This is a genomic window from uncultured Tateyamaria sp. (assembly GCF_947503465.1).
Taxonomy (GTDB): domain Bacteria; phylum Pseudomonadota; class Alphaproteobacteria; order Rhodobacterales; family Rhodobacteraceae; genus Tateyamaria.
On the sequence record NZ_CANNDN010000001.1, the window covers coordinates 483,151 to 494,939 of the forward strand.

An 11,789-nucleotide genomic window follows, 5' to 3' on the forward strand; every position below is an offset into this window, starting at 1 on the left:
CCATGTCAATTCAACCTCCATTGACGGAGCTGCCGATCAAGACCGCGGACTCGGGGTTTTATCGGGGCTTTAGCGTCAACGTTGCGGTGATCAGCAAGATCATCATCAGCATGCTTGTCGTCTGGTGCATCGTTTGGCCGACCGAGGCGGGCACCGTCTTGGGCGACTGGAACAGCGTCATTCTCGCCAACTTCGCCGCTTGGTACATCTGGGTCGTCACGTTCTTCGTGATCGTCTGCCTGGGCCTCGCCATCTGGCCAACTGCGGGTCGCCTGAACCTGGGCCAGCCCGGGGAAAAACCCGAATTCAGCAACTTTTCCTGGTTCTCGATGATGTTCGGTGCCGGGATCGGGGTCGGCATGCTGACCTGGGCCGTGGCCGAACCGGTGGCGCATTTCAAGAACAACCCCTCCGTCATTCAGGGCGCAACCACCACGCTTAGCGCAGACAACGTGCGTGAGGCCTATGTCTGGTCCTTCCTGCACTGGGGCCTGGGGGCCTGGGCCTGCTATGCTGTTGCAGGTCTTGCTCTGGCATTCTTCAGCTATCGTCGTGGTCTCCCGCTGACGATCCGGTCGTCACTGACGCCACTGTTCGGCAAAACGCTGTCCGGATTTCTGGGCAACCTGATCGACATCGTCGCAGTGGTGGCAACCATTCTGGGGGTTGCGCAAACGCTTGGCTTTGGCGTGGAACAGTTCGTGGCCGGTCTGACCCGGATCGGAATCGGAGGCCTTGTCCTGGATGACGGTTCCGCCACGACGCTCGGCATTGTCGTGGCGCTTCTGGTCATCATGGGCGCGTCGACGCTCTCGGCCCTGTCGGGCGTGGGCAAAGGCATCAAATGGCTGTCGAACATCAACATGGTGCTGTCGATTGTCCTGCTGGGCTTCTTCATCATCTTCGGGGCGACCTTCTTTGGTGCGGCGGCTTTCTTTGTGGGCATCTGGGACTACCTGGTCGCGCTTCCATGGCTCAGCTTCAATGTCTACGCCTCTGACGGCGTTGACGGGTCCGAAGCGTTCCTGCTGGCACAGTGGCAGGGCTGGTGGCCCGTGTTCTACTGGGCCTGGTGGATCGCCTTTGCACCTTTCGTGGGGCTGTTCCTGGCGCGTATATCGCGGGGCCGAAGCATCCGCGAGTTCGTGCTGGGCGCCATGATCGTGCCGTCGCTGATGTGCTTTGTCTGGTTCTCTTGGGCCGGTGGCACCGCCATCGATCTGGAACTGAACGGCGACGCAAACGGTGTCATTCTGGACGCGGCCAATGGTGACAAGATTTTTGCCATGACCGAATTCATGCTGGCACCCATCGCACAGGTCCTCGCCTGGGGCATGGCGGTTCTGATCGTTGTGCTGCTGATGACCTTCCTTGTGACATCGGCTGACTCCGCTGTGCTGATCGTGAACACGATCAACGCCGCCGGTGACGAAGGTCCCAAGGCGCGCCCGCACATCCTGTTCTGGGGCTCGGCCCTTGGGCTTGTCGTGGCCGGTCTGCTGATTTCCGGCGGGACGGGGGCCATTCAGACCGCCATGGTGATCGGGGCATTGCCGTTCTCGATCGTGATGGCGCTGATGTGCATCGCGCTGATCAAGGCGATCTACAACGATGGACGCCGCGAAGCGGCTGGCGTGCCCGCCGTGCACTCGGAAATTCCGGGGGCCACCGGCAACGGCCTGCCTGCCGAGTAAACCGATCTGCAAAACGCACTGAAAGGGCCCTGGCGCTTGCGCGCCGGGGCCTTTTTCTTAATCTGGGGGCAATTGCAGAAGGTGCGCCCATGTCCCTCGATATTGAATTTGTCCGGGCCCAGTTCCCGGCCTTTGCCGAACCGTCCTTGCAGGGGCAGGCGTTTTTCGAAAACGCGGGCGGCAGCTATACCTGCAGGCAGGTCATTGACCGGTTGTTCCGCTTCTACACGCAGCGCAAGGTGCAGCCCTATGCCGACTATGACGCCTCGCGCCTGGGCGGCGAGGAGATGGACGAGGCGCGCATGCGCATGGCAGCCCTCTTGGGTGTTGACACGGACGAGCTGAGCTTTGGCCCTTCGACGACCCAGAACACCTATGTTCTGGCACAGGCCTTTGCCCAGATGATGCAGCCCGGCGAAGCCATCGTCGTGACCAATCAGGACCACGAAGCCAACACAGGCCCGTGGCGCCGTCTGGCGGAACGCGGATTCGAGATACGCGAATGGCAGGTGGACCCCGGCACCGGCCATCTGGATCCCGGAGCGCTGGAAGACATCCTCGATGAAAAGGTGCGGCTTGTCTGCTTCCCGCACTGTTCAAACGTGATCGGAGAGATCAATCCGGTGACCGAGATCACGGCCCTGGCCCATGCTGCCGGTGCATTTGTCTGCGTGGATGGCGTCAGCTATGCGCCGCATGGCTTTCCTGATGTGGGAACGTTGGGACCGGATGTGTACCTGTTTTCCGCCTACAAGACCTATGGCCCCCATCAGGGTCTGATGGTGATCCGCCGCACGCTTGGAGAGTTGTTGCCGAACCAGGGGCACTACTTCAACGCGGGCAGCCTGTACAAACGGTTCACGCCCGCCGGGCCCGACCATGCGCAGGTTGCCGCCTGTGCGGGTATGGCAGATTATGTAGACGCCCTTTACGATCACCATATGGGTGGGGGTGGCACACAAGTGTCCCCGCGGGGACAAACCGTACACGACCTGATGCGCACCCGCGAAATCGAAGCGCTAACCCGCGTGATGGACGCCCTCAGGGACCGCAACGACGTCCGCGTGATCGGCCCGACCGACGCCGCGGTGCGTGCGCCCACCGTGGCGCTTGATCTCGGCCGCGACCCGGTGGCCGTGGCGGCCGAGCTGGCGCGGCAAGGGATCATGGCAGGGGGCGGAGACTTCTATGCCGTGCGGGCCTTGCAGGCCATGGGGGTGGACCCGGACCGGGGTGTTCTGCGACTGAGTTTCACGCATTACACGAATGATGCCGAAATCGATCAACTCCTTTCCGCCCTCGACGCTGTTCTTTGACGCAAGGGCAGCCTGCGACAGCTTGATCCAAGCCGCCTCGCGCTACGTAATCTCTGAACAAGAAAAGAGGGCGGGGCGTTGAGCAGCACACCGATTATCATGTGGTTTCGCCGCGACCTGCGGCTGAGCGACCATCCGGCGTTAAAGGCGGCTTGCGACAGCGGTCGCCCCGTTATCCCTTTGGTTATACGAGATCAGAGCGTGGATGACCTGGGCGCTGCACCGAAATGGCGTTGGGGCCTTGGGGTGGAACACCTGGCGCAAGCGCTGGAAGGCAAGGGCAGCCGGCTGATCTTCCGGTCGGGTCAGGCGCTGACCGTCTTGCAAAAGCTGATCGACGAGACTGGGGCAGGGGCCGTGTACTGGTCGCGGCTTTATGATCCGCAGGCCGTCGACCGCGATAGCACGATCAAGGCGACGCTCAAGGACCAGGGCGTGGATGCGCGCAGCTATGGCGGGCACCTGATGTTCGAACCCTGGACAACCGAGACCAAGACCGGCGGGTTCTACAAGGTCTACACGCCCTTCTGGCGATCCGTGAAAAACCGCGAGGTGGACGCGCCGTTGTCCACGCCGGGCGGGTTTTCTGCCCCGGACACCTGGCCCGCAAGCGAAGACCCGGGCGACTGGAACCTGCGGGCCGGGATGAACCGTGGGGCCGAGGTCGTGAGGCCCTATGTGCGTCTGGGTGAAAGCGCCGCGCAGTCGCGGCTGGGGGCGTTCATGGCGTCCAAGGTGGCCACCTATGATGCGGGGCGCGATATCCCCGCAGAAGACCGCACATCGAACCTGTCCGAGAACCTGGCACTTGGCGAAATCAGCCCGCATCAATGCTGGCATGCGGGCGTGCGCGCCCTGAACGAAGGCAAGGCCGGCGCGGGGACCTTTCTGAAGGAACTGGTCTGGCGCGAGTTTGCCTATCACCTCATGCACCACACCCCGCGCATCCTCGACCAGAACTGGAAAGAGGACTGGGACAGCTTTCCCTGGAACACGGACGAAACCGCGCAGGTGACTGCGTGGAAACAGGGGCGCACCGGCATTCAGTTCGTGGATGCCGCCATGCGCGAGATGTATGTGACGGGGCGGATGCACAACCGGGGGCGGATGATCGTGGCCTCGTATCTGTGCAAACACCTGATGACCCATTGGAAGGTCGGGCAGGCCTGGTTTGACGATTGCCTGATCGACTGGGACCCGGCTGCCAACGCGATGGGCTGGCAATGGTCGGCGGGGTCGGGGCCGGATGCGACGCCCTATTTTCGCGTGTTCAACCCGGTGACGCAACTCGACAAGTTTGACAAGAACCGGGACTATGTCAGCCAGTGGATCGCCGAAGACCGCCGCAACCCGGCAGATGCCGCGTTGTCCTATTTCAAAGCCATCCCGCGCGCCTGGAACCTGTCACCGGATGACACGTACCCACATCCGATCGTGCCGGCGGACGCGGGCCGCAAACGGGCGCTAAGTGCTTATGAAAACCGCGATTTCTGATAACAAGCGCGTGCGCATGGTTGCACGACGCACACTGTCAAGCTAACTTGACACAAATGCGAAACGGGGAAACCGCATGATCCTGACAACGACTGACGGCCAGACGGGCTTGCCACGCTATTTTGCCCGTGTCTTTGACATGGCGCAGGGGATGAATACTGGCCGCGTGGACTTTGTTCTGCCGGACGGACGGCAGTTTCGGGCCGAGGGACCGAACCCCGGACCGGTGGCCGAAGTCCATATCCACAATGACGATCTGTTTGCCCGACTGATCCGCGAGGGCGATCTGGGCTTTTGTGATGCCTACCTGGACGAGTGGTGGAGCACGCCGGACTTGCAGGCCTTCATGGATTGGGTGCATGCGGACAATGACGACATCTATGACGGGTTTCCCGGCATGGGCCTGGTGCGCAAGTTCGAAAAGTTCCGGTTCTGGTTGCAACGCAACCACCGCGAACAGGCGCGCAAGAACATCAGCTATCACTATGACCTGGGGAATGATTTTTACGGCCTGTGGCTGGACGACACGATGACCTATTCGTCCGCCCTGTTCGAGACGGGACAGGAAAGCCACGAGGCTGCGCAAATTGCCAAATATGCCAGCATGGTGGACCAGATGGGCGCGCAACCGGGTGACCATATTCTGGAAATCGGCTGTGGCTGGGGCGGGTTTGCCGAATACGCGGCCAAGGAACGCGGGCTGAAGGTCACCGGGCTGACCATCAGCGAGGAACAGTTCAAGTTCGCCCAGGACCGCATTGAAAAGGCAGGGCTTTCCGATCTTGTCGATTTCAAGTTGCAGGACTACCGCGACGAGCGTGGCACCTATGACGGCATTGCGTCCATCGAGATGTTCGAGGCCGTGGGCGAAAAGTACTGGCCCGTGTATTTCGAGACGGTCAAGGAACGACTGAAGCCGGGCAAGAACGCCACCTTGCAGATCATCACGGTGCAGGACCGGCGCTGGAAGGTGTACAAGCGCGGTGTCGACTTTATCCAGAAATACATCTTTCCCGGCGGCATGCTGCCCAGCCCCTCTGTGTTGCGCCAGCAGATCACCAAGGCCGGTCTGGGCATCGAACGGTCCGTCGAGTTTGGCCAAAGCTACAACATCTCGCTACGGCGCTGGCATGAGACATTCAACCAGAAGTGGGATCAGATCGCTGCCATGGGGTTTGACGACCGATTCCGCCGGATGTGGAATTTTTACCTGACCTCTTGCGCGGCAACGTTCGAAAGTGCCAACTGCGATGTAACGCAGATCACCATCAAACGACCTGGATAGATATGACGGACCTTTCCTATGCCTGACGCAGCCAAACTGGTGGCCGCTGTGGGCCTTGGGCTTTTGGCCTTTATCGTGTCCGGCATGATCATGCCCCTGTTCGAGGAAGACACCAATTTCGGCTGGTTTACCTATGTGAATGTGGCTGTGGGTGCGATTGCCGGGTGGATGGTCATCGGCACGCGGGCCGGGCGGGGAATGACGTCAGCCATCAATGTCGGTCTGACGGGACCGGTGGTGATGGTGTTCTGGTGCCTGTTCATTCAGTCCTGCAACGAGATGGTCCGCATCGCCATGAAGAACCGGTATGACGGCGCGTTCGAGGCGTTGGTGGATATCTTTCAGATCGGGGCCGAATGGGCGCTGCTGATGGCCACGATCCCGATCTGGGCAACGCTTTTGATTGGCGGGGTGATCACCGGCGTGGTGACGGAAATCGCCTGGCGCAACTGGCGGTAGGGCCCGATGGACACCTTGTTTTTCTATGGCACGCTGCGGCATGTGCCCTTGCTGGACTGCGTGCTGGGCCGCCCGGGTGACGTGGATGTGGTGGCGGATGTCCTTCGCGGCTATGCGGTGTTGTCGTCGCCTGATGGGCTGTACCCGGTGTTGACGCCGGATGCCGACGATGAAGTGCATGGTGTTCTGGTGCGCGGCCTTGGACCAGAGGATATCGCCCGCCTGAACTATTACGAGGGTGGGTTCGACTATGATCTGGAGCCTGTGACCCTGGACTCCGGGGCCGTGAGCCGTGTCTATGTGCCGGGTCCATCGGTATCGCGGGTGCAATCCAGGTGGGATTTCGATGCGTGGGAAGACCGCTGGGCCGAGATGAACCTGTTTGCCGCGCAAGAGGTCATGGCGGGCTATGGCCGTGTGTCGGTTGCGGATTTGGCCGCCCGGTTCCCCCGCATTCGGGCCCGCGCCTGGAGCAAGGTTCTGGCGCGGCGTGGACGCCATGGGCAGGACGTGTTGAACGGGCGTGTCGACATGACTGCCCGCACCAAGGCGTACAGCGACTTCTTCACCATTGAGGACATGGTGCTACGCCACGAAATCTTCGGGGGCGGGATGTCAGGGCCGTTGCGGCGGGCCGTCTTTGTGTCCAGCGATGCGTCTATCGTGTTGCCCTACGATCCGGTGCGGGACCGTGTCCTGCTGGTCGAACAGGTTCGGATGGGCCCGATTGGCCGCAACGACCCGGTGTGCTGGCAGATGGAGCCGGTGGCGGGTCTGATTGATCCGGGCGAGACGCCGGAAGAGGCTGCCCGCCGCGAAGGGGCGGAGGAGGCGGGCCTGACCTTTGACCGGCTGGAGCCTGCAGGCGAATGCTATGCCTCGCCGGGGGCGGCGACGGATTTTTTCCACCTGTTCGTTGGGCTGTGCGATCTGCCCGATGATGCGACAGGCATTGGCGGAGAAGAGGCGGAGGGGGAGAACATCCGAAGTCACCTCATGGCGTTTGATGACTTGCTGGCGCTGGCCGATGACCGGCGGGTCGCCAATACGCCGCTGGCCATGCTGACCTATTGGCTGGCGCACCACCGTGCACGCGTGCAGGGTGCGCGCGCGCCGGACGTGGCTTGAGGTCGGATACGCGCACCGTTACATCTGCGGGTAACTTGGAAAAGGAATGCCCCCATGCGCTATGCGTCTGATTTGGCTGCGGCCATCGGAAACACGCCCCTGATCAAGCTGCGACAGGCGAGCGAAGAGACGGGGTGCACCATCCTGGGCAAGGCGGAGTTCATGAACCCGGGCCAGTCCGTCAAGGACCGCGCCGCGCTGTCGATCATTCAGGACGCCGTTGCCAGTGGCGCGCTGCGTCCCGGCGGCACGATTGTCGAAGGCACCGCAGGCAATACCGGTATCGGGCTGGCCTTGGTCGGCGCGTCCATGGGCTTCAAGACGGTCATCGTGATCCCGGAAACCCAAAGCCAGGAAAAGAAGGACATGCTGCGCCTTGCCGGGGCGGAACTGGTGCAGGTGCCCGCCGCCCCCTATCGCAATCCCAACAATTTCGTGCGCTATTCCGGACGTCTGGCCGAGGCGCTTGCCAAGACGGAGCCGAATGGCGCGATCTGGGCCAACCAGTTCGACAACGTCGCCAACCGCAAGGCCCATATCGAAACCACCGGGCCCGAGATCTGGGAACAGACCGATGGCAAGGTTGATGGCTTTATCTGTGCGGTGGGCTCTGGTGGGACCTTGGCGGGCGTGGCCGACGTGTTGCAGCCCAAGGGCGTCAAGATCGGGCTGGCCGATCCCGATGGGGCGGGCCTGTTCAGCTATTACACCACGGGCGAGATCGCGATGGAAGGTTCGTCCATCGCCGAAGGTATCGGGCAGGTGCGCATCACGCGGAACCTGGAAGGGTTCACGCCCGATTTCAGCTACAACATCCCGGATGCCGAGGCGTTGCCGCTTGTTTTTGACATGCTTGAGCACGAAGGGCTGTGCCTTGGCGCATCGTCCGGCGTGAACGTGGCGGGCGCCATCCGGCTGGCGCGGGACCTTGGGCCCGGCCATACCATCGTCACCATCCTGTGTGACTTTGGCACGCGCTACCAGTCCAAGCTGTTCAACCCCGACTTCCTCAGAGAGAAAGGCCTGCCCGTGCCCGAGTGGCTGGATCAGGCCCCGTCCAGCATCCCGGGCGTGTTCGAGGACGTATGATGCGTCTGTCCTGGCTGCGTGCGGCATTCCTTGCGGTCTGTCTGGCGCTTTTTGCAACACTCGGTGCCGCACAGAACGGCGGCCCCGATTACGAGCAATGGCAAAACACGGCGACCCGTGCGGAAACGGCGGTCGAAGCCGCGCAGGCATCTGATCCGGCGTTCGAAACATTGCGGGCCGAGGTGGCCGAGTGGCGATTGCAGTTTCAGGCGCAACTGAACGCGAATGACAGCCGCCTGCAAACCTTGCGCGATCAGATTGCAGCCCTTGGACCCGCGCCCGAAGAGGGGCAGTCCGAGGCCACGGAAATCGCTGCGCGGCGTGCAGAGCTGAATTCACAGCTGGAACGGCTGAGCACACCGCGCAGAACAGCCGAAGAAGCGTTCAGCCGGGCCAATGGTATCATCGCAGAGATTGACGGGATTCTGCGCGCGCGGCAGACCGATGCACTGTTGAACATGGGGCCGTGGCCGGTCAATCCGGCCCATTGGTCCGAAGCGTGGCGGCACATGCAGGAATCGATTGTGGGCGTGGCCGCAGGCGCACGGCAGTCCTGGGGCAACCCGTCGCGACGGGCCAACGCCAGCGACAACCTGCCGCTGATCATGGTGCTGTTGGCGGTCGGTGTCGTGCTGTTGGCGCGGTCGCGGTACTGGTCGGAACTGCTGGCGGCGCGCATTCAGCGCAACGACAACAGCGCCAGCGCGCGTGTTGCCAGCTTTTTCGTGTCCTTGGGCCAGATCGTTCTACCCATGCTTGGCCTCTTTGCCTTTATCCGGGCCATTCGCGCGTCTGAACTGTTGGGCGCGCGCGGTGATATGCTGCTCGATTCACTGGAGATTGCCGGGCTTGTCCTGTTCTTTGCGCGGTGGTTGGCGGGGCGTCTGTTTCCCAAGGAAGACGGGCTTTATGCCCCCCTTGCCATTCCGGATGATCGCCGGGCCGAGGGGCGTCTTTACGCCATCATTCTGGCCCTTGTGTTTGGCGTGTACCAGGTGTTGCGCGCGTTTTCGGATTTCGACCGGTATGACGTTGCTTCGGACGCGGTTCTGAATTTTCCGCTGATCTGCGTCGCCTCGCTGATCCTGATGCGCCTGGGGTGGCTGTTGCGGCGCCGCATGCGCGAACGGGCAGAAGAGAGCGAGGATGATACGTCATATGGCAACCGGATAGTCGGCACCATCGGGCGGATTATCATTGCCGTCGGCCTTGTTGCCCCGATCCTGGCGGCCCTGGGTTTCGGGACCGCTGCCAAGTTCCTGACCTATCCGATGATCCTGACCCTGGCCCTGATCGGCACGGTTGTGTTGCTGCAAGGGCTGGTGCGCGACGTCTATGCATCGCTCAGCCAGGCAGAGGGCGCACGCGATAGTCTGATCCCGACCTTGATCAGTTTCCTGATCGTGCTGATTGCGCTGATCCCCCTGTCGCTGATCTGGGGCGCGCGGGTGACCGACCTGACCGAGGTCTGGGCCACACTGCGCAGCGGATTGACCATTGGCGACATGACGATCTCGCCCGGCAGCTTCTTCACCCTGATCATCGTTTTCACCATTGGCTATGTCATCACGCGTGCCGTTCAAAACGCGCTGAAGACATCCGTCCTGCCGAAGACGCGCATCGATCCCGGTGGTCAGGTCGCGATTGTGTCCGGCCTTGGTTATGTCGGTATCTTCCTGGCCGCATTGCTGGCCATCACGTCGGCCGGAATAGATTTGTCGAGCCTGGCCATCGTGGCGGGCGCGCTGTCCGTTGGCATCGGATTTGGCCTGCAAACCATCGTGTCGAATTTCGTGTCTGGTATCATCCTGTTGATCGAGCGCCCCATTTCCGAAGGCGACTGGATCGAGGTTGGCGGGCAGATGGGTTATGTCCGGTCCATCTCGGTCCGGTCGACGCGGATCGAGACCTTTGACCGGACGGACGTGATCGTGCCCAATGCCGATCTGATTTCGGGCACCGTCACCAACTATACCCGTGGCAACACCGTGGGGCGCGTGATCGTGCCGGTGGGTGTCGCCTATGGCACGGACACCCGCCGGGTGGAACGTATCCTTAAAGAGATTGCGGATGCCCATCCCATGGCACTGGCAAACCCGCCGCCCGCGGTGCTGTTCATGGGGTTTGGCGCCGACAGTCTGGATTTCGAGATCCGGATCATCCTGCGCGATGTGAACTGGATGCTTGCGGTCAAGAACGAGATCAACCACCAGATCGCCGAGCGGTTCGAGCAGGAAGGCATCGAGATCCCGTTCGCCCAACGCGATGTCTGGCTGCGCAATCCCGAGGTGCTGCACGCCACCCAGGCCGCGCCTGCTGCATCCGCGCCTGCGGCCACGCAGGCCCACATGGATCACGGCGACATGGAGCGGGATGATCCGACCGACGACGGTGAGGGTGATGGAGATGGACGATGACGACCCCCTTGTTTCGCGATGACGCCTATATGCGCGATGCGACCGGCGTGGTGACAGGTCATACGCAAGAAGGCGGGATTGTTCTGGATCAGACCATCTTTTACCCGACCGGTGGCGGCCAACCCGGCGACAGCGGCACACTTGGCTGGTCGGGCGGTGCATTGCAGATTGCAACCGCCGTCAAGGGGCAGGGCGACGAGGTCGTTCTTGTGCCGGCAGAGCCACGTGCGCTGCCACCCATCGGCACCGAGGTGGCGCAATCACTGGATTGGGAACGGCGGTATGCCCACATGCGCGTGCATACGGCGTTGCATCTTCTGTCTGTGGCGTTGCCTTTTGGTGTGACGGGCGGGTCGATTGGTGCGGGCCGTGGGCGGCTGGATTTCGACATGGCGGATGCGCCCGACGATCGCGACGGGATCGAGGCCGCATTGAACGGTTTCGTCTCGGATGACACACGCGTCAGTGCCGAGTGGATCACCGAGGCCGACCTTGCGTCCAACCCCTCTTTGGTCAAGACGCTGTCGGTCAAGCCGCCCCGCGGCACCGGGCGGGTCCGATTGATCCGGATTGGTACGGGGGCCGAGACGGTGGACCTGCAACCCTGCGGGGGCACCCATGTCGCCCGCACAGGTGAGATTGGCGCGCTGCGCATCGGCAAGATCGAAAAGAAGGGGCGCATGAACCGCCGCGTCTATCTGCATCTTCAGAGCTGAAAAATTTGCACGCTACCCGCTTGCACTCCCGTGCCTTCATTCGATAGAGACGGCGGTGGACAGGTGGCCGAGTGGTCGAAGGCGCGCGCCTGGAAAGTGCGTAGGCGGGAGACCGTCTCGAGGGTTCGAATCCCTTCCTGTCCGCCATACTTTTTATTGCGCGACCGCCTCGGGCTACTTGAGCGCGATGG

At 62.0% G+C, this 11,789-nt stretch carries 9 protein-coding genes and 1 tRNA gene; all 10 read left to right on the plus strand.

The annotated features are described in order from the left end of the window. Positions 1 to 2: 2 nt before the first annotated feature. Positions 3 to 1,694 (plus strand): BCCT family transporter, encoded by a 1,692-nt coding sequence (locus Q0844_RS02480; protein WP_299041743.1) that lies wholly within the window; start codon positions 3 to 5, stop codon positions 1,692 to 1,694. Positions 1,695 to 1,783: 89 nt separating this feature from the next. Then, on the plus strand, positions 1,784 to 3,010 hold the full coding sequence (locus Q0844_RS02485) for an aminotransferase class V-fold PLP-dependent enzyme (RefSeq protein WP_299041746.1): 1,227 nt from the start codon (positions 1,784 to 1,786) through the stop codon (positions 3,008 to 3,010). A gap of 99 nt (positions 3,011 to 3,109) precedes the next feature. Then, positions 3,110 to 4,504 carry a deoxyribodipyrimidine photo-lyase gene (locus Q0844_RS02490; RefSeq protein ID WP_299041747.1) on the plus strand — a complete coding sequence of 465 codons (1,395 nt, stop codon included), beginning with the start codon at positions 3,110 to 3,112 and terminating at the stop codon, positions 4,502 to 4,504. 76 nt (positions 4,505 to 4,580) lie between these two features. Beyond that, positions 4,581 to 5,789, plus strand: a complete 1,209-nt coding sequence (locus tag Q0844_RS02495; protein ID WP_299041749.1) for a cyclopropane-fatty-acyl-phospholipid synthase family protein — start codon at positions 4,581 to 4,583, stop codon at positions 5,787 to 5,789. Positions 5,790 to 5,807: 18 nt separating this feature from the next. After that, entirely contained in the window at positions 5,808 to 6,248 is a 441-nt protein-coding gene (locus Q0844_RS02500; protein ID WP_299041750.1) for a TrgA family protein, read from the plus strand. Positions 6,249 to 6,254: 6 nt separating this feature from the next. Continuing rightward, positions 6,255 to 7,376, plus strand: coding sequence for an NUDIX domain-containing protein (locus Q0844_RS02505; RefSeq protein ID WP_299041752.1), 1,122 nt, complete (start codon positions 6,255 to 6,257; stop codon positions 7,374 to 7,376). Positions 7,377 to 7,430: 54 nt separating this feature from the next. Then, on the plus strand, positions 7,431 to 8,465 hold the full coding sequence (locus Q0844_RS02510; RefSeq protein ID WP_299041755.1) for a cysteine synthase A: 1,035 nt from the start codon (positions 7,431 to 7,433) through the stop codon (positions 8,463 to 8,465). Beyond that, positions 8,462 to 10,882, plus strand: coding sequence for a DUF3772 domain-containing protein (locus Q0844_RS02515; RefSeq protein ID WP_299041756.1), 2,421 nt, complete (start codon positions 8,462 to 8,464; stop codon positions 10,880 to 10,882). The genes Q0844_RS02510 and Q0844_RS02515 overlap by 4 nt, the downstream gene beginning before the upstream one ends. Beyond that, positions 10,879 to 11,598, plus strand: a complete 720-nt coding sequence (locus Q0844_RS02520) for an alanyl-tRNA editing protein (protein WP_299041758.1) — start codon at positions 10,879 to 10,881, stop codon at positions 11,596 to 11,598. Before Q0844_RS02515 ends, Q0844_RS02520 begins: the two co-directional genes overlap by 4 nt. Positions 11,599 to 11,655: 57 nt before the next feature. Beyond that, positions 11,656 to 11,745, plus strand: a tRNA-Ser gene (locus Q0844_RS02525). Positions 11,746 to 11,789: the final 44 nt, after the last annotated feature.